This is a genomic window from Dermatophilaceae bacterium Sec6.4 (assembly GCA_039636865.1).
Taxonomy (GTDB): domain Bacteria; phylum Actinomycetota; class Actinomycetes; order Actinomycetales; family Dermatophilaceae; genus Allobranchiibius.
The window spans coordinates 2,837,560-2,860,914 of record CP144172.1; the positions used below are offsets into that span (position 1 = coordinate 2,837,560).

A 23,355-nucleotide genomic window follows, 5' to 3' on the forward strand; every position below is an offset into this window, starting at 1 on the left:
GTCGGGATCAATGCTGCCGTTGCATCGAGACAGGCTCTGGCTTGGCAGTGAGCGTGGTGCTGCAGGCGATGCAATCAAGCCAGCGTGGTCGACAAGCGGGTGGCTCGTCGACCACTCCCGCTGCTGCGACGTGATCTGCTCGGCAGTTTCAGGCGTGGTGCGGGTGCGCAGCACGCCTGGCGGAAATGGCGATGAAGGTCGCGGCAAACGCGACGGCGAGCAACATCGAGGCCACGAGGCTGATCGGCACGACCAAGTGCCACGGCACTTTGGTGACAACGACCGGGTCCACGACAGGTCCCCCGGTACCGCCTTGGGCGCTACCGGAGCCGCCAGGTTCGGGAAGCAGCATGGCGTCAGCGGACGTGGCTGCGCCGATCATAATGGCGAGGGTGCAGACCGCGACGAAGCTCGCCTGCTTGAACTGAGTGAACATGATTGACCTCCTGGCCGACGGGTCGCTGGCTGCGACCTGCGACCATCGTGTCCAGTCGGTACTGTCCCCCGCCATACGGAATTCTCCTCATCCGCTTACCCACCCAAAGCCCGTAGCCTGGTCCACGGAGGCGATCGCCATGGACCAACTGCATCTCATCGCGAGCGACGTGAGGCACCTGAGGGGCCTGCTGGACTTCGAGCGGCCCGCCGGCGAGAACGACGAGGTGCCGCCGTCATGGTTAGAGGACCTGGCTGGCTTAATACCCTGCGATGAAATCACCTTTCAGGTGATGGACCCCGTCCGTCAGTGGGTCCATGGGCAATCTCTTTCCACCGGGCAGGAAACGAGCGAAGATGACGAGCTGGAGGCGCTGTTCTGGGCCAGCTTCCCGGACAGCATCGCCTGCAACTATCCCCAACGAACCGGCGATCACCACACCATCACGCGGCTGTCTGACTTCTACTCCCGGCGAGATGTCAACCGGGGAGCTGCCGGTGCCTACCTGCGTGCGACCGGCGTTCGGAACGAGGTGCTGATGCCTCTGCCGATGCTGGATGGTCTGGACCGTCGGGTGCTGTTGTTCCGGTTCGGCGGCCGTGATTTCACCGAACGGGAGGTGCTCCTGCTGGGCCTGCTACGGCCCCACCTCATCGAGGTGTGCCTGCGCCAGCTGCGTCGCCGCCGCGGGCAACGTGAACTGACCAAGCGGCAGTGGGACATTCTTCGGCTGCTTGCGGCCGGATGCTCCAACCGTCAAGCAGCTCGGGCACTGGGTATCTCGGAAGCCACGGTGAGCAAGCACCTGGAGAACCTCTACACGCGCCTCGGCGTGAACAGCAGGACAGAGGCCTTGGCCCAGGTCACACCCCTGGAACGAGACACGCAGGCCGCCCTAGCCCTCTAGCTGTGATACCGAGGGACGTTGGATGGTTGCCGGGCGCTGACTGCGAAGAAGGACGCCGAAACACAGGATGGTGACGGAGTGTCCCGGTCGCACCGACCCAGAGGAACAAGACCTCGCCCGTAGCGGCGAACCAACTGCCGTGCAGAGAACAAACTTCCGCCTCCCTGCCGCGATCCAACCGCGACGAGCCCAGGGTGTGGTCCAGAATCCGATGCGGGCAGAATCCTCACCGGAGTCCCGATAAACGAATGGGATGCGGCGACAGCGGACGGCAATCCGGGTCTTGAGCCGATGGGCCTAGAACGGATGCTTCACACGGGACGCCAGGTGCCGTCGCCATGTGTGTAACGGATCGGCGAACGGGAGCGCAAATCTCGGCTCGTCAGGATGGCGACCGTAGCCTTAGGAGATGGAAGCTGCCCTGTTGACGTTCTCGGCGGTAGCGTTCCTGTTGGTCGTGACGCCAGGCCCAGATTTCGCGGCCGTCGTGCCGAATGCGTTGCGTGGGCGGCCGGCCGGAATCGCCACTGCGCTCGGGACCGCGTCCGGTCTTGCGGTGCACGCCGGGATTGCAGCAGCTGGATTGTCGACGATTGTTCTCGCGTCAGACTGCGCGTTCTCCCTGGTGAAGTATCTGGGCGCCGCGTTTCTGGTCCTGTTGGGGTTGAGAGCCTTGTGGAGATCCCGAGGCTCCAAAACCGCGGAGGAGCCGCGAACCACGGTCCCGTCTCGGCCCTTACCCATAGGGCGTGCCTACCGGCAGGGGCTGATGGTCAACGTGCTGAACCCCAAAGCTCCCCTTATTTACCTCAGTGTCATGCCGCAGTTCCTACAGACGAATGTATCCACCACAGCGCAACTTCTCGCGATGAGCGCGATCCTCGTCGCGATTGCACTGACCTGGTACACGACCCTGACCTTCCTCGTAGCGGTATTCCGCCCGGTAATCGAGCGATTCAGAGCCTCGATCGACCGTTTCACCGGTCTGATCCTGATTACTCTTGGCATCCGGGTCGCATTTGAAACACGACCCGCCTGAGCCCAGCCCCGATCTTGCTCCCCAGGTAGTTAATACATTGGAGGCCCTCAACAGGGACGCGGTTCGCGGAACAGGCGAATCTGCGGCGCATCACTCTCCGCTCACCGGCATCCGCCCAGGTCGGTAGCAGGACCCCCGACCCGGTGAACGATTATCTGGGGGACGTCCCGCCGGCACGCTTGGGCGAAACCCCAGGCGAGGACGGCCGTGATGGTGGCGATGTAGTTGGGGCTAGGTCCAGGGCGAGCAGGCAGATCGCGGTGAGTGCGGCCGCGGCTCGAAGTCCGCGCCGAGGGTAGCGATCGCCAATGTTTGAGCACAGCAGGAGACCGAGGACGCCGGTTGCGCCGTAACCGAGTAGGACTGGGCTCACCCTGGCGGCGCTGATCCCGGCGTTCTGTAGCAACGGGCTGAGGTAAGTAAAGGGTGTGTACTGGCCAAGGGTGGGCACCACGACGATGGCGGCGACGATGAGCAGGGGGCGAACGGGCCGATGTCAGCAGCGACAGATGGGCTGGTGGTGGCTGCGTAGCCGCGTGGTGGGCAGGACCAAGTGTGATCAGCATCGCGAACACGAGCATGGTGATACAGCAGCCGGCGAACGCCCCGCGCCAGCCGATGGCGGTGCCGACCGCGGTCCCGAATGGAACGCCGAGCGCGAGGGCCGCGGCAAACACAAGGGAGAAGGCAACTGCGATCGGTATCGGGGCGAACCAGCAGTTGCGGGGGCCGCGGCAAGCTCCTATTCGGGCCAGGTTCCAGAGCCGGGTTCTACAGTTGGATGCCGCGGGTCAACGCGCCGTCCACGACGAGGTTGGTGCCGCTGATCCGCCGGGCCAAGGGGCTGGCCAGGAAGACCACGGGTGCGGCGACCTCTTCGGGGGTGCCCATGTGTCCGGATGGGTTGAGGTCCATCGCGGTCTTGAACAGATCTGGGTTCCCAGCCTCGATACCTTCCCAGACCCCACCTTCGAAGTAAGTGTTGCCCGGAGAGACCGTGTTGGCGCGAATACCCTTGTCGGCCAACTGCATCGCGAGCCCGTGGATGTATCCGATGATGGCGGTCTTGGCAGTGCCGTACGGGCCCGAAGCAAAGTCCGACTCGCGTCCGGAGACGCTGGAGATCGCGATGACCGATGCAGCTTCACTACGTCCCAGGTGAGGCATCGCGGCTCGAACAAGTCGGACGGTATGCATGAGGTCCACGTTGAAGCTGGCCTGCCAGTTCTCCTCTGTATCAGGGATCGCGAGGGCGCTGACGTTGGCCACGACCACGTCGACACCGCCGAACGACTCAGCCGACTTCGCCACCCACGCCGCCAAAGCCTCGCCATCGCCGACGTCTACGGTCGAGCCGATCACGGTGCCCTGCGCCTGAAGTGCCTCCTGCACGGCCGAGACCTCTTCGGTGTTGCGCGCGCAAAAGGCGACGTGGGCCCCCTCGTTGAGGAAGGCCTCGACGACCGCCCGACCGATACCTCGGGTGCCGCCGGTGACCAGGACACGAATTCCACTGAGCTGCAGATCCATCGTCATACCTTTCGCGGAGTGCGGGAGCCTATGGAGTGAGACCGGTGCCGAGAGCGCGTGCTCGGGCACGAAGCTCGGCGTGAATGCCGTGAAAGGCGGTGGCGCGAGGCAGGAGATCCTTCGCCGCCTTGACCACCACGCTGTAGTTGGCGTCCACAACATTGGCAATCGGCGCTCGAACGATTTGCGAGCACAGCTGGTAGGCATCCATCGGGTGCAGGTTGCACAACTGGCCGACCCAGTGCACGAGCTCGGCATTGCCGATCCGCCAGGAGTCCTCCATCGGGCGGCTGGAGCCGACGGTCATCCAGTGGCTGTCGTTCTCGATCCGCGGCCAGCTCGGGGCACCCCCCTTGATGACTTCCACGATGAGGGTGGTGGTCATCGCCCCTTCGACGGCGGTACCGCATGCCTCACCCTCGCCCTGGCGGTAATGCCCATCGCCAACGGAAAAAAGGGCTCCTTCGACGTTGACACCCAGGAAGACCGTGGATCCAGCGCGGATCTCCGGAGTGTCCATGTTGCCGCCGAAACGCTCGGGGACCAACGACGACCGCACCTCCCCGCCTGCCGGAGCCACACCCACCGTCCCGAGCATGGGCTCGAGCGGCAGTTCAATGCGATGGTCGCTGTACCGCGCGGCAAACGCAACGGTCCTGCGGTCCCGGTCCAGCTCGTAGATCCAGGTGGTGTCGGGAAGCGGGTCCTGAAGCGTCACCACACGGTCGGTGCTCGTCATTCCGCCGAAGAACGGGATGGCCGCTGATGCACCCCAATCGCGCGCCGGTTCCAGGGCGACCAGGTGAAGCGCGAGCGTGTCGCCGGGTTCGGCTCCCTCGACGTAGAAGGGGCCGGTCTGGGGGTTGACGAACCGCAGGTCGACCTTGGCGCTGGACAGATCATCGACGCTACGCAGCGCGCCACCGAACGCGTCGTCAGACCACAGGCGAAGGACAGCACCTGGCTTGACCCGCATCACCGGGGCGGCGCCGCCGAACGTGTAGACGTACTGATCTCGGGTCGGCACGTACTCGATGACGTCCATCACCGAAAACTACCTCAGGGATAGCGGGGTCGTACACGGTCAGTTCTCAGCTCGGCAACACGGGTCGCACCCAGGAGCGCGAGGGCGCCCGCGATGTCGTTCGGGAGGATCGCGGCGGCCCGACATGCACCTCGACTGCACCCCGCACACGTCACCCAGCTACGACACCCGACACCACGCGAACACCGGGACTGACCCAGACGTCTCCTTAGTTTTTAACACGGGACTAGAACTTGGCCCGGCAGCGACGGGCGAACCCGCCCACTCGCGCCCTCATAGGGCGTTGCGGAGTGGGCGATTGTGGGACGCTGAGCGTCGTGGACACCCCAGATGTCAAGGAAACAGCTCAACATGCGGGTCAGTCCCAGGCCGTGCAGGGGGGTGCGCGCCTTGGATTTGTCGTCAGTGGCGTGCTGCACCTGCTGATCGCCTGGATCGCGCTTAAGGTTGCCTGGTCCACTGGTGGTGGTAGCGCTAACCAGTCCGGCGCGCTGAGCACGCTGGCCCGCAGCACGGGCGGCGCGCTGCTGCTATGGGTGGTGGTCGCCGGATTCGCTCTCCTTGCCGTCTGGGAGCTCACGCAGGTCATCCGCGTCAGCGATATGTCTGACCGTGCTAAAGCTGTTGGCAAATTCGTCGTTAACGCCGCTTTGGCGTGGACGGCGTTCAAATTCGCTACTGGTTCGCCTACGTCCAGCAGGGGCCGGACGGAGGATCTCACCGCGACCCTCATGCACCACCCGGGCGGTCGCCTCGCGGTGGCCGCGATCGGGCTCGCCGTGGTCGGTGTCGGCGGCTACCACGTCTACAAGGGCTGGAAGAAGAAATTCCTCGAAGACCTGCGGGAGCACCCAGGCAACGGGATCGTCCAAATCGGTCGTGCAGGGTATGTCGCCAAAGGTATGGCGCTGATCATGGTGGGGTTCCTCTTCGTCCTGGCAGCGGCCCGCAACGCGCCATCGAAGTCGACTGGGCTGGACGGGGCCCTGCGAACACTGCGGCAGGCCCCGGCCGGCACCTGGCTACTCAGCCTCGTTGCCATCGGTATCGCCGCGTACGGGGTCTACTCCATCGCGCGCGCACGATACGCACGTGTCTGACCAGCGGTGATTTGTAGAACGCGCCCTTGGCGCCCCAGCCGATCAGCCACTGTCAGAGCTCGTCGAACGCCGATGGCGGGCGCTGACCGGCGACGGATCCTCAATGGACACGAGTCGTCTAGCCGCTGCGACCGTCGTGAATTCGCGCCGGTGGCCGTCGCGTGGTTGCCGCCGGTGTAGGTGAAGTCGAAACCGCGAAGCCCGTGATCCGCGTCGCGGAGGCCCGTGACGATGCGGATGCCGTGGGCAGTAGACCGTCGTGCGGGCCAGTCGCGTCGGTCACCATGAGGTGTGCCACGTTCTGAGTGCCCGCCCAGCAGTTCTCATCAACGTAAGGGCAGCTCTGCTGAATGGTTTTTGAGTATGACGAGCCCCGCGGGGTCCCCGTTCTCATACACGACTCGCATGCCGAGGATCCCGACGTGCCGGGAGCACTATCCGGTGTTGACGACCCGGAAGATCTCGGCCAGGCGCCCGGGGCCCATCCCAGCGTTCTGGGCGGTCTTCGTGCCCCATTCGCGCAGCCTTTCCTCTAAGCCGTTGCCGAGGTGCACGGTCTGGCTGGTATGGGCGCGGAGCGCGGTGAGCTTGGCGTCGAACGTGTCGGTGATGTCGACTGCGTGCTCGGCTCGTTCGTCGGCCATCAGCCATACCTCGGTCACTGTCCACGGTTCCAGGCCTTCCTGCGCAAGCAGCTCGGGGAAGGCAAAGCGGTTGCGCGCGGCGGGGTAGAGCGCGCGGATGGTGGCTTCCCCGGCGGCGAGGTGGTCAGGGTGGGAGGCGCCGATGCGGTCCCACCAGCGTTGCGGGCTCTGTGTCAGGACCCGTTGCGGGCGCACCTGTCGCATCGCCCGGACGATGTCGCGTTGCAGCTCGCGGGTGGGGTCCAAGGATCCGTCGTGGTAACCGCTCAGGAAGCGGACGTCGGAGACTCCTACCGCAGCGGCTGCCGCGCGTTGCTCGGCCTCTCGGATGGCGGGTACCTGATCGCGCGGGGTGTCATCGAAACCACCCTGGTCCCCGTAGGTACAGATCAGGTAGGTCACTTCGATCCCCGCGCGTGTCCAGGTGGCCGTGGTGCCGGCGGCGCCGAAGTCGGCGTCGTCGGGGTGGGCAACCACGACCAGGACACGATCGACATCGGCGGTGGGTAAGGGGTCGGGCATGGCAGCCTCCAGGGGTGAAACAGCGAGAAGGCCCGACGCTACGGGCTTCGCCCGTACTCGTGTGCGCTTTACGGAGCATCCCGGTGAACGTTCCGCTGGCCGTGATGGTGTTCCCCGCAATGGAAATACGCGGGGTCGCGTTCAAGTAAACGGGCTCTTCGCACTTGAGGGTGGGGTGAGGGCGACACGCCGGTAGCCGGTGGTGGGGTGGTGTGGGGTCGAGGCCCCTGAAAATCAGAGGACTCTTACCTCTTCTGATGTCAAGGACCTCGACATGTCTGACCCTACGTTGTGCTGCCCGAACGAGGACGATTACTGCGACCGGTGCGACCTACTGATCGGCCTGCCGGGGCTGCGGGTGATCGGGGTGGAGCGTGGACCTGGTGGTGCGCTAACGGTGAGGGTGGAGTCACCGCCGGGGTTGATGGGCTGCGCCTCGTGCGGTGTTGTCGCGCACGGTCACGGCCGGCGGCCGGTGCGGTTGATCGATACCCCTTCTGCTGGTGCCCCGGTCACGGTGATCTGGTCCAAACACCGCTGGATCTGCCCCGAACCGTCCTGCCCGGTCAGCTCCTTCACCGAGCAAGACGAACGGGTCGCTGTTCCGCGGGCGTTGTTGACTGAGCGGGCGTGTTGGTGGGCGATTGGGCAGCTACGGCGTGAGCACGCGAGTATCAGTGGCTTGGCTCGGCAAATGGGCACCACGTGGCACACCGTGTGGGACTCGATCCGCCCGCTGTTACAGGCCGCTGCCGATGATGAAACCCGCTTCGCGGGGGTCACCATGCTCGGGGTCGATGAGCATGTGTGGCACCACGTGTCCGAGCGCAAACATGGACCGAAGTTCTTCACAGGGATGGTCGACCTGACCCGAAATGCCAACGGGCACACCAACGCCCGGTTATTGGACTTGGTCCCTGGCCGGTCCGGCGCCGTGTACGCAGGGTGGCTCACCGCGCGTGGCGAAGCGTTCCGCGACGGTATCCAGGTTGCCACGTTGGACCCGTTCCACGGGTACAAGAACGCGATCGATGACCACCTCGACGACGCGATCGCTGTGGTGGATCCGTTCCACATTGTGAAGCTCGCAACCCAGGCCGTCGATGAAGTCAGGCGTCGTGTCCAGCAGGAAACCACCGGCCACCGGGGCCGCAGGGGTGACCCGTTGTACGGGATCCAAACGATCCTGCGGTGCGGGCAAGAACGCCTGACCGACCGGCAACGAGCACGCCTGCAACGGGCGATCGCCGCCGATGAACGCCACGAGGAGGTCTACCTAGCCTGGCAAGCCAGTCAACTCGTCCGTGACGCGTACAAAAACAAAGACCTACCCACCGGGCGGGCTACCGCTCAGCGGATTCTGGGCTGCTTCGCGACGTGCCCGATCCCCGAGATCAAACGCCTCGGCACGACACTGAAACGGTGGAAAGAAGCGTTCCTGGCCTACTTCGACACCAACCGGGCCAGCAACGGCGGCACTGAGGCTGTCAACGGCCTCATCGAGCTGCACCGCCGTGTCGCCCGCGGCATCCCCAACCGCGATAACTACCGCCTGCGAATGCTCCTGATCGGCGGAGGCCTCAACCTATGACCCCACCCTCAAGTGCGAAGAGCCAGTAAACGCCGGTGCTGCCGGCCGAGGCCTGCGGCGTGGAAGCATGCCCTGCTGCTGAAGCGCCGATCACTGCGCCTGCTGCCCTTACCCCGACACCGACCGATACCGCGAAACGACGCGTTCCAGGCATTCCAGACATCCCACCTTTCTGTCGCCGTCAATCACCGATCTATACGAATAAACGTCCGAAGAATCGCAGGGGATGGTTACGTTCTGGTCATGCTGCGGTGATGTTTCTGAAGCATGCTGAACGGGTGTAAAAAAGGCGGCCCACGCAGTCGGCGACGAAACCCTCGATGCCGAGAGCCACGCGATGATCGAACGGGTCAGTGCTGTCGATCAACACCCCGAGGCTGCTACAGCCAGAAGGTAGTGACCTGAACCCAGACCAAACCGAACTCACCTGCCGCCTCTCATGTCACTCACGGGCGACGTCGCAAAGGCAACGGCGTACCCGGAGCAACCTGGGCCTGGCGCTTGACATGGGCTACCGGGCCGAACCCCGGATACGGGTACACCACTCGTCGTTCAGACCATCATGGGCAACACCAGCAGACCTTGTCCCCGGCGCACAAGATTTCCTCGCCGAACTCGGCTCGGACACCGGCTATCTCAAAGACTGACGATTCACCCCCACTGTGTCTCGGCGAGCGATCAACCTACGGTGACGTTTTCCTCGTGTCAGCGAGATCGGTAGGCGTTGGCCGTGTGCTGGATGTCGAGCACGATCACAGCGTGCTTGTCGTCAATAATCGCGCAAAGCACGCGCCGGTCCCTGCCGAGGCGCGCTGTGGATACCGGTGAGCTCCTCGGCCAGCGCCTTACCGACGCGCTAGGGCTTCCCTAGGAGAGGGCCCGTGATGAACTCCATCGCTCCCGCGGCCACATGGGGCGGGCGTCGATCGGCGAGAGCTCGTCGATCGGGCGCGGCGGTACCGAGTTCGTATGGTTCATTCACGAAACGTGGCGGTCCCGGATGAGAGCACGGGCCGCTTCGACTCTGTAAACCACATCACCTGCACGAACGCACTCACGCGCCTCGGCCAGCGCGCACAGCGCCTCCGGGTCGGCCTTGACGTCCTCGGTCTGACGCCGAGCAAGGTAGTCCTCAATGGCATGAACCACTTCATGCTGCACGCTGCGGTGTTCTTCGGCAGCGTGCAGCGCGTAGGGCCTGATCTGCCTCAGCCGGTAGTTGAATTTCATAGCCATGACGTAATGGCCTCAAAATGCACCGTATCGGTTCATGCCTTGTCGTGAGTGGATCATCGACCGAGACGGCACGGTGGGCCCTGTCGACTCGCAAGTAGTCGGCCAGCAGGGATTATTCGGGCATCAGATCGAGTTCGAAGGCGTCACTGATCGCGCGGGCCAGTGCGGGTTCTTGGTCGTCGAACAGTAGGCCGATCGTGTCGCCGACAGCACTCACTCGCACCGTGGTGATGTTGTCGCAGCTGACGACGCTGTCATGGTCCAGCCCGTTTCGTGGCCCGACAGCAACCTCGCTGGTGATTCCCCGGATGGTGCTGGTGATCGGCGCCACGGTTAGCCAGGTCAGCAGATGGAGCTTTGACTGCCGTGTCAGGATCAGCGCTGGTCGACGCTTGTCCAGTTGTACTGACGCGATGGTGCGCATCAGTCCAACGCGGGATGCGGCAGATCGAACACACCGTCGAGATCTGGATAGATCGGCTCGCCCCGCCGGGCGAGGTCGATAAGGATGGCCTCTTCCCCGCGATAACGCTGATCCCGTTGGAGGCGGGCGATCCCGTGGCGGACGGCCTCGGAGCGGTTAGCCGCACGGCCGTCGGCGACCTCAGCATCGAGGGCCGCGAGCTCACTGTCATCGAGACGGATAGCGATCTGTGTGGTCATCACCGCAGTCTATCTCGCGATGTAAACCATTTGGTATGCAGAATGGGTGGGTTTGGACTCCCCGCAGGCGGTTTTTCATTGCCGATGAGCCATCCCGTCCCGGTGAACCGGCCAGTGATCGCTACGGACCAGCCCGGGACGGCCCCGAGGGGGGTGGTCTGAAAGTTTCACCATTGAGCGTCGTCGATGAACTCAAACCCGACGGCTCCGGAGCACAAAGAAGTCAGGCGATCCGCGTGCCCCACCCCCACAGCTATCGGATGGGCGTGCGGCCTCGTAGTACTGGTTGCGGCCTCATGGGTAGCCGGAGCGCTCGGTCTAGGCCCATGGGAACGAACCGCGACTACCGCCGTAATCGTTTTCGTATTTTCGTGGCCATCTCCCGGATCGAGCGATACGAAGACCCGCGGGAACTCTTGGGTGACGTCCCGCTGAGTGGTGGGGTTTCGTCACACGGTGGCCAATAGATCGTGTTGGCCGTAGGTCGGTGATCTGGGGTGAGAAAATTCTCCGTCGGGCCACCAGTCGCTGCCGAAATACCTTCCTCTAGCGATCACGTTCGCAGTCGTGAACGCTCACAAGGCCTCCGGTGCGTGGTGTGGAGCGTGCTCTATTGGCCGTCGCGCTCCAAGATGACCAGGACCTCAGAACTCATGCTCTTCCAGGTGCTGCTCACGACGTGCCAGCCGTCGGCGGCATTGCTATTGAGTGCGTCCTCCAAGCTCTCCGGGTCGAAGCTTCCTGTGAAGCGGCGGCCTTTCTCAACGTGTACCTTGTACTGCTTGCCGGTCATTTCAGATCTCCCATGGTTGTTGTGTTTGACGCATCATGCATCCCTGGTGATCTGTTCGTCTCGAGCCGGGCGCCGGGCAGATGTGAAGCTCCTTTCCTTGTGTCCCGGCTACTCGAGCGACGTAGGCACCGCACCCCCGCCCATGGGGTCGTCCCTTTGTCAACTCAGAGCTCGGTCCAGGATGCGCCGACGTCCGGACTCCAGGACAGCGCTGGACAAGGTGAAGCCTCCGATGAGTACAAAAAATAGGTAAACGAAGTCGCCACTCGTCTTATTTACAACTCCGGCTGCGAGCATCGTCGCGACCCACACGAAGGACATCTGCAAGATCATTCGACCGTAGGCGGCACTCAGCTGCTCCCGGATCCGGTCGGTCATCACGTTGCCCCTCTCACTCGCTGCACGTGTCTTTCAGCGTTCCTGAAGCCCCCAACGGACGCCAGGGCCGAAAGCCCTCCCACCATCTGCCTGCTTCAATCTGCTCTTCCCTTCGGACGCCCGGCCATTTTCGACATCGGCCCTACGAAGTCCTAAATCCTGTGCACGGCGCCGTTCTGCGTACCGGTCATCGATCCCTCACCGGGTTGGCGAGGCTGACCTCAGGCCACGTCCCGAGGACGCGGTGACAGGCTCACGGCCTTCCGTCGTGACGATCAAATGCTGGCATTGGTGTAGATCGCGGCCAGGCTGCCCGGATGGGACGCTGCCTGCGCGATGACGTCGATATCTCGACCGGACGACACGTGCACGACGGGGTGACCATTGGGCCAGGATCGCCACGCAGAACCAGGTACGTGCCTGACGATCACGGTGCCGAGGTAACCGCCAGCCTCGAGATCCAAGATAGAACTGACCGCTGGGTCACCGGACCAGGTTGCCACGAGACGATCCAACGCAGGAAGGCTGTCGGGTGCATCGTCCAAGTCGATGCCGCGGTCAACAGCCCAGGCTCGTAGGTGCCTACATTGACCCATCAACTCAAACGTTGCCGTCGGATCGGCAGCACCGGCAGATCCCCAGACAACCACCCCACGAGCGATCCCGTGCTTCGGCCCGGGCAGCCACTGCCGCCATTTCCCGTGCATGAATTCAGGGTCCCACGAGGTCCCGAAGCACCGCAGAGTTCTTGTGCACTCGGTCCGCCCACCGATCCTCAATCGGCACATGGAGATTGGCCGACACGGGCATCGCCGGGTCGTGATGCTGGTGGCCGATTTCTCCCGTGCGGCCGCGGTGTTGTCTATCCCGATTGCGTTCGCCTTCGGTGGGTTGACACTCATCCAGCTCTACCTCGTGGCGTTCCTGGTGGGCGTTTTCGACGTGTTCTTCGGTGTGGCCTACCAGGCCGTCCTGATCTCGATGATCCAGCGCGATCAGTACGTAACGGCCAGTAGCTGGTTACGCGGCAGCGAGGCTGTCACCCAAACGGTCGGTCTCACATTGGGTGGTGTGCTCGTCAGCGCGCTGACAGCACCCGTCGCGCTGGTGTTCAACGCGGCCAGCTTCCTGATCAGCGGGGTACAACTAGCGCGGATCCATCCCACCGAACCAGCGCCAGCGAAAAGCACCCACGGACAGGGAGTGGGCGAGGGTCTGCGATGGGTCTACCGTTCCCTGCTGATGCGGGCCCTACTGACCTCCTCAGGGCTAACGAACCTGGCCGTCTTCATGAGCACCGGTGTGCTCACCCTGTATGCGGTACGCACACTGCACCTGACACCGGCCGCCATCGGTATCGCCCTGGGCACCGGCGCGATCGGTGCATTCGTTGGCGCGGTGACCTGCGCGCGTGTGGAGACGCGCCTCGGCCTGGGCCGGCTACTGGCGGTTTCCTCCCTCATCTACCCGGCCGGTCTTCTCTTTTATCCAGAAGCCCGCGGCCCCGTGCTCCTTGCGGCAGGGACCCTCGCGGCTGGTGAATTCATCGCCGCTGTCACCGCGGTCTGGGCCGACATCACGCTCGGCACCATCCTCGCCATCGAAGTGGCCGATGACATCCGCTCACGGGTCAACGGCGCCTTCCGCACCATCAACCAGGGAGTACGACCCATCGGTGCCATCGCCGGCGGACTACTCGCCGCCTGGATCGGACTACGCAGCGCCCTGCTGTGCTCCGCGCTGATCGGCCTGCTCGGCGGCTCGTTGATCCTTCGAAAACAGATCCTCTCGATGAGAGGAACCCCACCCAGCTCCAGAGCACCGACCACCGACGACTGATAAGAGCCCAGAGGTCTAGAACTCGGTGCCGAAAGACCATCGGCCTGCGCGACAAAGTTTGCAGTCGGCGACTACCGACCGGGCGTTGCCCACGGGTCTACCGCCGCCACCCCAGTTGGCTGAAAGTCCTTGATGTTCCGTGTGATCACAGTTAACCCATGGACCTGCGCGGTCGCAGCAATGAATGCGTCACGCTCGGGACGAGGATCTGGCACATGCAGATGCGCGGCGCGAAGCGCCACGTCGACATCGACGGGCAGAATGCGACCGTCGAACCCGGCCAGAACTCCTGTGTGCATCCAATCCCTCAACACGGCAGCCTGCTGACGATCGCGGCGCTCAATTCGTGCCACGCCCAACTCGATCTCCATGACTGTGACCACGCTGATGTACAGGTCCCGCGCGGGATGCAGCTGCGCCCATTCCAGCACTCCCGGGTCCACCACGCCGGGACGCTTACGCAGCTCGCTGACAACATTGGTGTCGAGCAGAAAACTCAAAGATCCGCCGACTGTGGCAGCGAAGTCAACCGAGCCGGTTCGAACTCGATATCGCTATTCGTCTGTAGCCAGTCCACGATGCTGCGCTTGTCGGTGAGGGCTTCATAGGTCGGGGCCGATAACAACACATAGGCCGCCTGCCCTCGGTCAGTGATGACAACTGGACCGTGATCGGCCGCCCGCTTGGCGGCACTGACATCGCGATTGAAGTCGCGGGCACTCATTGTCGTCATCGCAAACCTCCTAATGTAGGTACGTACCTACATTAGCTGAGCAACGCGTCCTAAGCAACACGGCAGCCACCGCAGCTGGTCCGCAAGGCGATCGACGAACTAGACGGGTTTAGGAGTACGGGTGCCATGTCACAAGCGGGTCGGATGAGGAGTCACGGTGGGGGTGCCGCCCCGCGCGTTTGGCCCGCGCGCGGTCAAGGAGAGCGGTCGTTCCGCAGTGGGGGCAGTCTTCGCTGCGTAGCTCGATAAGTCCGTGATCGACGACAGTGGCGCCGGTTTCGGCCTGCAGGGACGCGGCGAGGTCGTCGTACTGGCTGAGCCAGTGATCCCTGGCCAGCTTGTCCGGGCTGTGGGCAGCAGAGATCTTCTCCTCCCATTCCTGTGCCCAGGCGGTCAGGCGTGCGGTGAGCTGCGCAGACAGGTTCCGCGGCTCGGCGCCTCTGGGGCCGTTGCCGACCCACACGGGGAACGCGTTGAAGTCTGGGCATAAGTCCAGACGACGGGACCCATCGGGTGGCTGCCCGTCGGGGCAGGACGCAACATGTTCGCGAAAACGCACGCCATCATCATCACCACGAATAGAGCCCCACGCCACCATGCGGCAGCTTGGACCTTCTCCGGTCTTTCCGCCTGTTGCGCGAGGATCCCGTGCCGGTGATCCATCCGCCAATCGGACACCGCCACGTGCCATGGCGTCCCGTATGGAGCACCCCTCCGGAAGGATTCGGGCTCGAGGTGGATTCCGCCCGCTCTGTCGCCCTTCGTCGTTCGGCGTGTGGGACAGCAATAGACACGAGCATCAGGCGCCTGGCGGCCTTTCGCTTGACGGTCATACGCGGCGGAAGGACGCAGGTTCAATGTGCGCGGTTGCGGCAGCGTCGTGGGCCGTTCCTTGTGAATGGATGTGCGGGGTGGACGGGGGTTCGAAGGTGTTCCTACCCCGAGTGTCGAAATCAGCGGCCCCCGCTCGTCACCGTGATGTGTGTCCTGCGATGAGAGGATAAATCGTGCCCGAGTGGGTCGTCATGTTTCCTGCCGACAAGGAGGCTAAGTGGGAGGCCGGCAGCGCCGCCGACCACCAAGCTGCGTTCGACACCGACCAAGAGTTCCGACTTCCATATCGTGCCGCCTGCTATCCGCCCAAGCCCTCGTCACGTCGGGGACCTTCGACCCTGGCGACCCCTGTGAGCACGAAGCAGACTAGAAGCGAAGTGAATGGGAGAGATGATGACCGAGCAGACGCAGAAGCGGTTGAGTGCGGCCTACGGTCGGGTGATCCTGCTGATGTCCTTGGTGTGGGCGGCGACGATCATGTCAGCCGCCGTCGTCGACAAGGCGAGCGGCGAGTTCATCTACCTGATCTTCGTGCTCATAGGCGGATTCGCTCTGTCCGGTGCAGTCCTGGAGTCCGGGCGCCGGCAAATGTTGGACCCCGCCCGGAGCTGACCGGCAGGCCATCCTTCGGCCACCAAATGGCCATGATGATGATGGTGGCGCCGCTCGAGAGTTCCTCACTTGTGCGCGTCGACACGTCCTCTTCTCGGCAGCTCGGCGAAACGTCCTCAACTCGGCTGCTTGTTGTCCTGACCCCAGGATCGGTGTCTGGCAAGGCTCGGTCCAGGACAGTGAAACCGCCGTATCTCGAGTAGCCCTATCTGGGCGGAATGGGGCACGACTCCGCTGGCGTCCGTTGAGGTCGCTCCAAAGGCCGATCGGTGACCGGGACGAGGTCGCCGATCGAGCTGCTCGCCACGATTCGCGCTCCAGGTTCAGTGAATACTCGAGGTTTCCTGCAGCCAGCAAACCTCCGCGCAGACCGAGTTCGACACGGCACCATCTCCGCTGCAACCGCCAAGGCCATCTGGAAAACGCACCAACCGGGACTCTCCGCGTCCCGCAAATCGAACCGCGACCGGCGACGGCCAGCGACGAATCGGTGCTCGGTGCTCAGATCTGCGGGATTGTTCCGCACGGTGTTTTATACGAGACAGCATCCAAGATGGTGTTCCGGTCACCGATCCGCGACCGGGACACGAGCGCCATGGTTAGCCGCCAGTGAGCTCGCGCTTGACCCGGCGAACGATGCCCGGCAGGTCGACCTTGATCGTCTGGCGCACGATCTCAGGGTCCACCAGCAAATAACCGTGAGCGATGCGGTTACGCATTCCCCAGATGATCTGCCAGTCGTCCTCGAACAGGCGAGACCGCACGTCCGGCTCGAGCCGGGCAAGTACTTCGATCCCGGCAGACAGCCTCATGCAGATCGCGTCGACGACGAGCTGGTCCAGACCATCGACGGCGGCATACTCGCTCGCCAGCTCCAGGTGGACAAGAGCCTCACGCAGTAACTCCTGCGCCGATCGACTCACAACGACACTGCCTCACGCATAACGCGCTCTCGAAGGTCGGGCCGAAGCGCTGATTCGGGCACCAGGTCGACCGGTGCGTCTAGCAGGTCTGCCAGTTGCTGCTCAAGGCGACCCAGCTGCATCAGGCTCAATGGGTGCCCCATCGCGAACAGCAGGTCCACGTCGGAATCAGGTCTGTCTTCACCAGAGGCCACCGATCCGAAAACCCGCACCCGGGTGCCACCGGCTTCGGCCACCGACTGCCGGACTCTCTCGGCATTTCGACGTAGGCGGTACGCCAGCGGTGACGTGCCGTGGAACCGCAGCAATCGCGACACCTCAGGCTGACTCCGGCCGATTGCCTGGGCGATTTGGGTCTGCGTTAAGCCTTGCGCTGCGGCCCGTCGTACCGCGCTCACCAGCTCGAGACGGGCCTGGGCTGTGACCTCGTCGGTGTGACGAGCTACTTCTGTTAGATCCATCGCCATGACACAAATATAGCAATTGCTATGCGAACTCACACCAGACCCGTTCCCGTCCCGGTCAGCGATCCCGAAACGGGCATCACTTGAGCCTTTGGGGGGGGCTAAACCTGGAGGCGCAGCGCCGGAGGACACAGTCGGGGCGCTTGAGCCGCTCTGGCGATGGCCCTACCGAAATCTGCTTGCGCTACCTGGTGTCACGCAGGACCTAGGCCTCCGATTTTGTCAAAGCTGCGACTGAGCCCGATAGGAACAAGGTGGCAAGACCGGCGACGCTGGAGGGGTAGCCGGGCGTCGTTGGTTTGCCCGGGTGGGAGGCGGTCACCAGTGCAGCGCGCAGTTCGAGACGGCGCACGCGCCGCGGCTCGTTAAGTATCCGGACATACTCATGGCGGCGTCGTCGCCTGTCAACGTGGGGAAACTAATGAAGAAGCTCGCACTGATCGCAATGCCGTTGGGTCTGACCGTGGCAGGCTCGGTGATGGCATTGGCCACCCCAGCCCAGGCCGTCCCGGCCCCGGCCGCCGAGTCGCACCCGGCGGGGTCGGTCTTCGTACACGGCACCAGAGGAATGGCGCATTTCTGGGCGCGCAGTGACTGCGCGGCACACGCTTCATGGGAAGTTGCCCAGGTCAAGAAGTCTCGCAGCGCTGCGCTTCTGCCGGAGTTGAACGTCGAGTCCAAGAATGGCGGCGATCTACGGTTCACCTGTTACCCGGTCCAAGGCGCGCAATGGAGCTACCTGGTGGGGTACACCTCCACCACGGGTGCACCTATCGCCACTAGCGACCGGTTCGTTGAGACCACCCACCGCGCCAGTTACGGACCCGCCAAGAATCCGGTTGATGCCGACAACATCTGGTACTACAACCATCACGTCGACACCAGAGGACCCTCAGCAACCCTGCGCAACTGCACGGGCTGGTTGCAGTGGTTCGGCAACCTGGTGGAGACCAATCCCCATACTCATCTGATCAGCGCCGACAACGCGTGTTTCGTGGCCCCGGGTCGGGCCGGGTATGACGTCTCTTACCTTGCCACCACCAAGACCGCCGGCCTACGGGGCGACACACCCACCCAGGTCAACTCGGCACCGATGCTGGACACACTCGGGTACGACTACGGGCAGGTCGTGTCTGGGGATTGACCCTCGACGCGGTGGCCGCCCCTATAGGAGACCGTGTAGAACACTCCCTGCGGTCTGAGCACCGGGCATCGATTCGGCGCTGCCCGCGGTCGCGAGTGACGGTTCCTCCAGTGACACGGGTCCACTGGGGAAGTCGATTAGGTCCCCCAAACTGCGATCATCAGGCGATGAACTTCCTCCAGCGATTCCTTGACCATCGACGCCGCGAGCAGCAAACACGCCGGGAAATCGGCCAGAAGATGGACGAGTACCTTGTCACCCTGATCGACCCACAGACACTGCGCGAAGCGCACGACCTCGTTGACCAAGGCAAGAAGATCCTCGCAATCAAACGGGTGCGCGAGGCCACCGGAGGACGTTTAGGCCTGAAGGAAGCCAAAGATTTCGTCGACAGGTTCGACAAACACGGTTCAGGTGCCTAGTGGCAGGCGAGACCGAAGTGCTCGTAACAACGACCCTCTGCGACGTGAGATGTCTGAGTGATAACCGCAGAACGATCGTCTTGCGGTCGCAGGCCACATAGCGGCAGGGCACGTGGTTGGACAAGGAGGCAGGACCTGAGCAGCAGGGCAGATTCTGTCCGTTCAGTGCGTGCTGAGCGCTTCGCGTGGGTACTCATGCCGGACTGCTGAACGGTCAGCGCAGCGTTGCACCCCACCACCCGACGCTGACGTAAGCCGCGAGCTCCACACCAAACCAAGCGACGTCGGCAGCACCAACCCCGGACCGCTGCGACATGACTGCAGCGTATGGGCCCACCGGTGGGCGCGCCGCCGCGCGACTGGCCGTACCGGGGTTTCGTTCACGGAGCAGGGATCTTGTTGCATTGATCGGGCGGTCTATGGAGAGTCGTCATGGACGTAATCGACGGTGCCGACGACGGGTTAACCGCGGTCGCCGAGTGTGCACAGGACCTTTATAGTGTTCGGCCCCGCGGCTGTGATCGACGTCCCGATCATCTGTGAGGTACGTGACTCGGACCCTTCCTCGCCATCGTCCACGCGGCACCCCGACATCGGGTCTAGGGGCAAAGCGGGACCTTTGCCCATGGCCGACGGTGCTTGGCCATAGCAGTCTGGTGGGCGGAGATGGTCAAGGTGCGCAAGTCGACAGTTGTCAAGCTCTTCTGGAGCAGCCTGGTCGGGATGGCTGCGTCTGTCGTGCTGTTCATCGTGGCTGGCGCGCTAGCCCTGGGCAATGATGTGTTCGTCATGGATGGTCCCGACGTCGTGGGGATCAAGGCGGGCCTGTTCGGCTGGGTGATGCTAGGCATCAGCGGGGTTGCCGCGTTGGGCATGCTCGCGGCAGTTACTGTGCAGTTCGTCGCCTGGATCGGCGCGGTCCTGAACACCGCACAGCTGCCAGATAAGACCTGGTTCATCGTCGTGCTGGTCGGCGGGCTGGTAAGCCTCGGCTTTCTCGCGACTTTGGCGTACGTCGTCGGCGGCCCCGATGACGAGCAGCCGGTGACCGGCACCCACGCGCAGCCACTCGGTTCGAGCTCGCTAGTTCCCTCGGCGAAACCCAACGAGCAGCGAGCCACGGTCGTAGGCCAGGACCGATGATGACAACGGGTCGTGCGGGCACCGTTGTGAGGGGCCGGTTCGCGGCCAGCGCGGGTGAGATGAACGCACTCACCCGGCGCCTCATGTCGCTGGACCGACGCATCGCGCTTGGTGTGGCCTGCGCCGCCGCGGCACTTTTCGGTGTCCTGGCGGGCGTATGGACGCCCCGGGGACCTGTCACCGAACTGCAGGCTCTGACCTCGATCATCCTTGGTTTGCTCGTCGGCGTGTTCGCGGGCCTGGTGATGCGCACCCGGTGGGCGATGCTCGCTGCCCCCGCGGTCTTCATCGTTGTCTTCGAGCTGATCCGCGTCAGAACGACCGGCCCACTAGTCGACGGCATCCACCCGGGAAGCACGCTCGGGATCATCTCGTTCGTGCTGGGTCGCGGCCTGCAGGGGCTACTGGCGATCGTGCCGATGCTGCTGGGCGCCACCTTCGGCGCCGCCGTCGCACGCCACCTCAATGGCACCGGGAAGGTCCGACGCGGCTGGCGCCGGACCGGGTCGTGGACCCGCCGCACATTTACCGTGTTGGTGACCGTGGCGATGGTGGCGCTGAGCCTGGCCATTCTGCGGCCTGCGAGCACCGCGCCCATCGTGGGTGCCGGCGGGCGCACCGTGCCCGGAAGTGTCGCTGAGCTGACCCGCGTCGACGTCGGCGGTCACAGCCTCGGGCTGATGATCCGGGGGAACAGCACCACCAACCCGGTTCTGCTGTTCCTCGCTGGTGGCCCGGGTGCCGGGGAGATGGGGGCGATGCGCCGCCACGGACAAGCGCTAGAGAAGGAGTTCACCGTCGTCACACTTGACCAGCGCGGTTCGGGCAAGTCCTACGACCAACTGGAACCCACCTCGTCCCTAACCCTCGAAGGGGCCGTCAGCGACACGGTCGGGGTCACCAACTACCTACGTGACCGGTTCCACCAGGACAAGATCTACGTGCTTGGCAACTCCTGGGGCACCATCCTCGGGGTCTTGGCCGCCCAACAGCACCCCGAGCTGTACCGGGCGTACATCGGCACCGGCCAGATGGTCAGCATCCGCGCGACCGACCGCATCTTCTACGCCGACACCCTGGCCTGGGCTCGGCGCACCAACAACACCGCCTTGGTGAACACCCTGACCGCGAACGGGCCGCCGCCCTATGCCGACGTCCGCAAATACGAACCCGCCCTGCTGACCTACGAGAGTAAGGTCTACCCCTACGACCACAGCCCCAACGCCGAGAGTGCCGGCGGTTACTCCACTAATATCTTCGTGCAGGAATACAGCCTGCTGGAGCAGTTACACGGCTTCGCCGGGGTCATCGACGTATTCGCCGTGCTCTATCCCCAGCTGCAGGGCATCGACTTCCGCACCCAGGTCACTGCGCTCAAGGTGCCCGTGTACGTCATCGAGGGACGCCACGAAGTCGGCGCCCGTTCCGTAGTCGCACGGCAGTGGTTCAAGACCCTCCGGGCGCCGAGCAAGCAGCTGATCGTCTTCGACACCTCCGGTCACCGGCCATTGTTCGAGCAGCCAGTGCTGTTCAACACGGTCATGACCAACACGGTGCTCGCGCAGACACGAGCAGCGGGGTGAGCCGTCCATGACCATCTCGACGGCGCCACCAGATGCGCGTTCCCTCCGACAGAAGGACCCCATCATGTTGCCACTGGAGTTCACGCACGTCACCAAGAGCTACGGCCACCAGGTTGTGCTCGATGACCTCACGTTCACCGTCCACCCCGGACGGGTCACCGGATTCCTGGGGCCCAATGGTGCGGGTAAGTCGACTGCAATGAAGGTCCTGCTCGACCTCGCTAAGGCCGCGCACGGTCACGCCACGATCGGCGGTAGACGCTTCCGCGACATGCCCGACCCAGCGCGGAGTGTCGGGGTGGTCCTGGAGCCGAACGCCTTTCACCCAGGTCGTAGCGGGCGCAACCACCTGCGCATCCTGGCCGACGGGGCCCGCGTCGACCCCGACCGGATCACCAAACTGTTGGACGACGTGGGCTTGACGCACGCGGCGGACCGCCACGTGGGCGGGTACTCCCTCGGGATGCGCCAACGCCTCGGGCTCGCGGCCGCGCTACTCGGCGACCCACCGGTACTCGTACTCGACGAACCGGGCAACGGGCTAGACCCCCAAGGCATCCACTGGCTGCGAGACCTACTGCGCGAGCGAGCCGCGCGGGGCGGCACCGTGTTTGTCTCCGGCCACCTGCTCGACGAGGTCGAACACCTCGCCGATGAGATCGTCGTCATCAATCACGGCCGGGTCGTGACCACGGGTACGTTGTCCGCCCTGCAGAAGGTTGGCACCACGGTGCGCACCGATGCGCCTGAACAGCTGACGCAGTTGCTGTCCGCGGCTGGTGCCACCGTGCACGCCGCCAAGGAGGGCGAACTGGTCGTGCGGGGCATCCCCATCGCAGAGATCGGCGACCGGGCCTGTGCCGCGCAGATCGCCCTGCACGAGCTCTCTCCTCAGGCCGGGTCGCTGGAGGAACTCTTCCTGGCCTGGACCCAGGACGAGCAGTCCGCTGCTCCGAATGTTGCCGCAGCCACTGGCGCAACGACCGAACGGCAGGCAGTGCGATGATCCTGGCGCCACTGGTCCGCGGCGAGATCCGCAAGATCACCACCACAAAACTGCCCTGGGTGTTCATCGCCGTGCTGGTCCTCGTGGCCGCACTGAACGCTGCCATCGTCGCCTTCGCCACCCAGCCGGACGGGAGCAAATCTTTTGTCGCTACCGCTGCCGATCAGCAGTCCCTGGTGGCTTTCGCTTTCAACGCGCTGATGGGCACGAGCCTGTTCGGAGCCATCTGCGTGGCTCGTGAATACGGGCACGACACGGTCGTCCCGATGTACCTCACCTCCCCGAACCGCACCCGCGCGGTCCTTGCTCAACAGATCGCACTGATGGTGTCCGGCGCGGTCCTCGCACTCATCGGTCAGGCCCTGATCATCATTGGAGTCGCCCTGGCCCTGCCCGGCACGGACTACGGCCTCCTGCTATCGGCCGGCGACATCACCCAGCTACTGGCCTCTGCCACGTTCGCCGGGATGATCGGCGCGGTGCTCGGAGCCGGACTGGCGGGCATCATTCGCAATGTCGGGGGCGCGGTGACTGCCGCTCTGCTGGTGGTGTTCCTGCTCCCGCCGCTGGTCGCCCAACTGTTCAGTGGGGCGGGTCCGTGGATCCCGGCAACCCTCTTCAGTGTGATTGCTGGCGTTGGGGCCAACGTCAGCCTGTGGGCCGCGCTACTGGCTATCACCGCATGGGCCCTGGTACCAGCAGCCGCCGGACTGATCACCGTCCAACGGCGCGACGTCGTATGAGCCGGACCGCGGACGGTCCGGTACG

Annotated in this window: 26 protein-coding genes; 12 read left to right on the plus strand and 14 right to left on the minus strand. The window is 64.1% G+C overall.

The window, feature by feature from the left end; genetic code table 11:
• Positions 1 to 148: 148 nt before the first annotated feature.
• The gene (locus tag V3G39_13495) at positions 149 to 436 is read right to left on the minus strand and encodes a hypothetical protein (GenBank protein XAS75658.1); all 288 of its coding nucleotides are present in this window, start codon (positions 434 to 436) and stop codon (positions 149 to 151) included.
• A gap of 139 nt (positions 437 to 575) precedes the next feature.
• On the opposite strand from V3G39_13495, the gene V3G39_13500 reads away from it, so the two are divergent.
• Together V3G39_13500 and V3G39_13505 are read left to right on the plus strand one after the other, a co-directional pair.
• Positions 576 to 1,343, plus strand: a complete 768-nt coding sequence (locus V3G39_13500; protein XAS75659.1) for a LuxR C-terminal-related transcriptional regulator — start codon at positions 576 to 578, stop codon at positions 1,341 to 1,343.
• Positions 1,344 to 1,752: 409 nt separating this feature from the next.
• A complete protein-coding gene (locus V3G39_13505) occupies positions 1,753 to 2,382 on the plus strand; it encodes a LysE family translocator (protein XAS75660.1) in 630 nt (209 codons plus the stop codon).
• A 771-nt stretch (positions 2,383 to 3,153) separates the two neighbouring features.
• On the opposite strand, the gene V3G39_13510 is transcribed toward V3G39_13505, so the two are convergent.
• Complete coding sequence (locus V3G39_13510; protein XAS75661.1) at positions 3,154 to 3,912, minus strand: SDR family NAD(P)-dependent oxidoreductase; 759 nt, start codon at positions 3,910 to 3,912, stop codon at positions 3,154 to 3,156.
• 28 nt (positions 3,913 to 3,940) lie between these two features.
• Complete coding sequence (locus V3G39_13515) at positions 3,941 to 4,957, minus strand: acetamidase/formamidase family protein (protein XAS75662.1); 1,017 nt, start codon at positions 4,955 to 4,957, stop codon at positions 3,941 to 3,943.
• 317 nt (positions 4,958 to 5,274) lie between these two features.
• Here V3G39_13515 and V3G39_13520 point away from each other — a divergent pair, with 317 nt between their 5' ends.
• Positions 5,275 to 6,057: a DUF1206 domain-containing protein gene (locus V3G39_13520; protein ID XAS75663.1), complete on the plus strand. Its 783-nt coding sequence runs from the start codon at positions 5,275 to 5,277 to the stop codon at positions 6,055 to 6,057.
• Between the two features lie 434 nt (positions 6,058 to 6,491).
• Here V3G39_13520 and V3G39_13525 read toward each other — a convergent pair whose 3' ends face one another.
• Positions 6,492 to 7,223, minus strand: a complete 732-nt coding sequence (locus V3G39_13525; protein XAS75664.1) for a PIG-L deacetylase family protein — start codon at positions 7,221 to 7,223, stop codon at positions 6,492 to 6,494.
• A gap of 274 nt (positions 7,224 to 7,497) precedes the next feature.
• Between V3G39_13525 and V3G39_13530 the strand changes: the two genes are divergently transcribed.
• Positions 7,498 to 8,814 (plus strand): ISL3 family transposase, encoded by a 1,317-nt coding sequence (locus tag V3G39_13530; GenBank protein ID XAS75665.1) that lies wholly within the window; start codon positions 7,498 to 7,500, stop codon positions 8,812 to 8,814.
• A 978-nt stretch (positions 8,815 to 9,792) separates the two neighbouring features.
• On the opposite strand, the gene V3G39_13535 is transcribed toward V3G39_13530, so the two are convergent.
• The 5 genes from V3G39_13535 to V3G39_13555 all read right to left on the minus strand — a co-directional run bounded on the left by V3G39_13535 (position 9,793) and on the right by V3G39_13555 (position 12,591).
• Positions 9,793 to 10,050: a hypothetical protein gene (locus V3G39_13535; protein XAS75666.1), complete on the minus strand. Its 258-nt coding sequence runs from the start codon at positions 10,048 to 10,050 to the stop codon at positions 9,793 to 9,795.
• A gap of 112 nt (positions 10,051 to 10,162) precedes the next feature.
• A complete protein-coding gene (locus tag V3G39_13540) occupies positions 10,163 to 10,474 on the minus strand; it encodes a type II toxin-antitoxin system PemK/MazF family toxin (GenBank protein ID XAS75667.1) in 312 nt (103 codons plus the stop codon).
• A complete protein-coding gene (locus V3G39_13545; GenBank protein XAS75668.1) occupies positions 10,474 to 10,713 on the minus strand; it encodes a ribbon-helix-helix domain-containing protein in 240 nt (79 codons plus the stop codon). Before V3G39_13545 ends, V3G39_13540 begins: the two co-directional genes overlap by 1 nt.
• Positions 10,714 to 11,323: 610 nt before the next feature.
• Positions 11,324 to 11,506, minus strand: a complete 183-nt coding sequence (locus V3G39_13550) for a DUF4177 domain-containing protein (GenBank protein ID XAS75669.1) — start codon at positions 11,504 to 11,506, stop codon at positions 11,324 to 11,326.
• A gap of 653 nt (positions 11,507 to 12,159) precedes the next feature.
• The gene (locus V3G39_13555; protein ID XAS75670.1) at positions 12,160 to 12,591 is read right to left on the minus strand and encodes a DUF6278 family protein; all 432 of its coding nucleotides are present in this window, start codon (positions 12,589 to 12,591) and stop codon (positions 12,160 to 12,162) included.
• Positions 12,592 to 12,670: 79 nt separating this feature from the next.
• Here V3G39_13555 and V3G39_13560 point away from each other — a divergent pair, with 79 nt between their 5' ends.
• Positions 12,671 to 13,723 carry an MFS transporter gene (locus V3G39_13560; GenBank protein ID XAS75671.1) on the plus strand — a complete coding sequence of 351 codons (1,053 nt, stop codon included), beginning with the start codon at positions 12,671 to 12,673 and terminating at the stop codon, positions 13,721 to 13,723.
• A 71-nt stretch (positions 13,724 to 13,794) separates the two neighbouring features.
• Here V3G39_13560 and V3G39_13565 read toward each other — a convergent pair whose 3' ends face one another.
• The 3 genes from V3G39_13565 to V3G39_13575 form a co-directional block, all read right to left on the minus strand.
• Complete coding sequence (locus V3G39_13565) at positions 13,795 to 14,223, minus strand: type II toxin-antitoxin system VapC family toxin (protein XAS75672.1); 429 nt, start codon at positions 14,221 to 14,223, stop codon at positions 13,795 to 13,797.
• A complete protein-coding gene (locus V3G39_13570; protein XAS75673.1) occupies positions 14,220 to 14,456 on the minus strand; it encodes a type II toxin-antitoxin system Phd/YefM family antitoxin in 237 nt (78 codons plus the stop codon). Before V3G39_13570 ends, V3G39_13565 begins: the two co-directional genes overlap by 4 nt.
• Before the next feature lie 109 nt (positions 14,457 to 14,565).
• Positions 14,566 to 14,919: a hypothetical protein gene (locus V3G39_13575; protein ID XAS75674.1), complete on the minus strand. Its 354-nt coding sequence runs from the start codon at positions 14,917 to 14,919 to the stop codon at positions 14,566 to 14,568.
• Between the two features lie 764 nt (positions 14,920 to 15,683).
• Between V3G39_13575 and V3G39_13580 the strand changes: the two genes are divergently transcribed.
• The gene (locus V3G39_13580) at positions 15,684 to 15,902 is read left to right on the plus strand and encodes a hypothetical protein (protein XAS75675.1); all 219 of its coding nucleotides are present in this window, start codon (positions 15,684 to 15,686) and stop codon (positions 15,900 to 15,902) included.
• A gap of 599 nt (positions 15,903 to 16,501) precedes the next feature.
• Here the strand turns inward: V3G39_13580 and V3G39_13585 are convergent.
• On the minus strand, positions 16,502 to 16,825 hold the full coding sequence (locus V3G39_13585; GenBank protein ID XAS75676.1) for a HepT-like ribonuclease domain-containing protein: 324 nt from the start codon (positions 16,823 to 16,825) through the stop codon (positions 16,502 to 16,504).
• Positions 16,822 to 17,292, minus strand: a complete 471-nt coding sequence (locus tag V3G39_13590) for a nucleotidyltransferase domain-containing protein (GenBank protein XAS75677.1) — start codon at positions 17,290 to 17,292, stop codon at positions 16,822 to 16,824. The genes V3G39_13585 and V3G39_13590 overlap by 4 nt, the downstream gene beginning before the upstream one ends.
• Positions 17,293 to 17,710: 418 nt before the next feature.
• On the opposite strand from V3G39_13590, the gene V3G39_13595 reads away from it, so the two are divergent.
• The 6 genes from V3G39_13595 to V3G39_13620 all read left to right on the plus strand — a co-directional run bounded on the left by V3G39_13595 (position 17,711) and on the right by V3G39_13620 (position 23,330).
• Positions 17,711 to 18,433: a hypothetical protein gene (locus tag V3G39_13595; protein ID XAS75678.1), complete on the plus strand. Its 723-nt coding sequence runs from the start codon at positions 17,711 to 17,713 to the stop codon at positions 18,431 to 18,433.
• A gap of 167 nt (positions 18,434 to 18,600) precedes the next feature.
• Positions 18,601 to 18,855, plus strand: a complete 255-nt coding sequence (locus V3G39_13600; GenBank protein ID XAS75679.1) for a ribosomal protein L7/L12 — start codon at positions 18,601 to 18,603, stop codon at positions 18,853 to 18,855.
• 675 nt (positions 18,856 to 19,530) lie between these two features.
• Entirely contained in the window at positions 19,531 to 19,998 is a 468-nt protein-coding gene (locus tag V3G39_13605; GenBank protein XAS75680.1) for a hypothetical protein, read from the plus strand.
• Positions 19,995 to 21,581: an alpha/beta hydrolase gene (locus tag V3G39_13610; protein ID XAS75681.1), complete on the plus strand. Its 1,587-nt coding sequence runs from the start codon at positions 19,995 to 19,997 to the stop codon at positions 21,579 to 21,581. The genes V3G39_13605 and V3G39_13610 overlap by 4 nt, the downstream gene beginning before the upstream one ends.
• A 64-nt stretch (positions 21,582 to 21,645) precedes the next feature.
• On the plus strand, positions 21,646 to 22,587 hold the full coding sequence (locus tag V3G39_13615; protein XAS75682.1) for an ATP-binding cassette domain-containing protein: 942 nt from the start codon (positions 21,646 to 21,648) through the stop codon (positions 22,585 to 22,587).
• Positions 22,584 to 23,330, plus strand: coding sequence for a hypothetical protein (locus V3G39_13620; protein XAS75683.1), 747 nt, complete (start codon positions 22,584 to 22,586; stop codon positions 23,328 to 23,330). Before V3G39_13615 ends, V3G39_13620 begins: the two co-directional genes overlap by 4 nt.
• Positions 23,331 to 23,355: the final 25 nt, after the last annotated feature.

Bases quoted from the DNA above. Each gene is read 5' to 3' on its own strand.
- V3G39_13495 (XAS75658.1), bottom strand. From the start codon at position 436: ATGTTCACTCAGTTCAAGCAGGCGAGCTTCGTCGCGGTCTGCACCCTC.
- V3G39_13500 (XAS75659.1), top strand. From the start codon at position 576: ATGGACCAACTGCATCTCATCGCGAGCGACGTGAGGCACCTGAGGGGC.
- V3G39_13505 (XAS75660.1), top strand. From the start codon at position 1,753: ATGGAAGCTGCCCTGTTGACGTTCTCGGCGGTAGCGTTCCTGTTGGTC.
- V3G39_13510 (XAS75661.1), bottom strand. From the start codon at position 3,912: ATGGATCTGCAGCTCAGTGGAATTCGTGTCCTGGTCACCGGCGGCACC.
- V3G39_13515 (XAS75662.1), bottom strand. From the start codon at position 4,957: ATGGACGTCATCGAGTACGTGCCGACCCGAGATCAGTACGTCTACACG.
- V3G39_13525 (XAS75664.1), bottom strand. From the start codon at position 7,223: ATGCCCGACCCCTTACCCACCGCCGATGTCGATCGTGTCCTGGTCGTG.
- V3G39_13530 (XAS75665.1), top strand. From the start codon at position 7,498: ATGTCTGACCCTACGTTGTGCTGCCCGAACGAGGACGATTACTGCGAC.
- V3G39_13535 (XAS75666.1), bottom strand. From the start codon at position 10,050: ATGGCTATGAAATTCAACTACCGGCTGAGGCAGATCAGGCCCTACGCG.
- V3G39_13540 (XAS75667.1), bottom strand. From the start codon at position 10,474: ATGCGCACCATCGCGTCAGTACAACTGGACAAGCGTCGACCAGCGCTG.
- V3G39_13545 (XAS75668.1), bottom strand. From the start codon at position 10,713: ATGACCACACAGATCGCTATCCGTCTCGATGACAGTGAGCTCGCGGCC.
- V3G39_13550 (XAS75669.1), bottom strand. From the start codon at position 11,506: ATGACCGGCAAGCAGTACAAGGTACACGTTGAGAAAGGCCGCCGCTTC.
- V3G39_13555 (XAS75670.1), bottom strand. From the start codon at position 12,591: ATGCACGGGAAATGGCGGCAGTGGCTGCCCGGGCCGAAGCACGGGATC.
- V3G39_13560 (XAS75671.1), top strand. From the start codon at position 12,671: ATGGAGATTGGCCGACACGGGCATCGCCGGGTCGTGATGCTGGTGGCC.
- V3G39_13570 (XAS75673.1), bottom strand. From the start codon at position 14,456: ATGACGACAATGAGTGCCCGCGACTTCAATCGCGATGTCAGTGCCGCC.
- V3G39_13580 (XAS75675.1), top strand. From the start codon at position 15,684: ATGACCGAGCAGACGCAGAAGCGGTTGAGTGCGGCCTACGGTCGGGTG.
- V3G39_13590 (XAS75677.1), bottom strand. From the start codon at position 17,292: ATGGCGATGGATCTAACAGAAGTAGCTCGTCACACCGACGAGGTCACA.
- V3G39_13595 (XAS75678.1), top strand. From the start codon at position 17,711: ATGAAGAAGCTCGCACTGATCGCAATGCCGTTGGGTCTGACCGTGGCA.
- V3G39_13600 (XAS75679.1), top strand. From the start codon at position 18,601: ATGAACTTCCTCCAGCGATTCCTTGACCATCGACGCCGCGAGCAGCAA.
- V3G39_13610 (XAS75681.1), top strand. From the start codon at position 19,995: ATGATGACAACGGGTCGTGCGGGCACCGTTGTGAGGGGCCGGTTCGCG.
- V3G39_13615 (XAS75682.1), top strand. From the start codon at position 21,646: ATGTTGCCACTGGAGTTCACGCACGTCACCAAGAGCTACGGCCACCAG.
- V3G39_13620 (XAS75683.1), top strand. From the start codon at position 22,584: ATGATCCTGGCGCCACTGGTCCGCGGCGAGATCCGCAAGATCACCACC.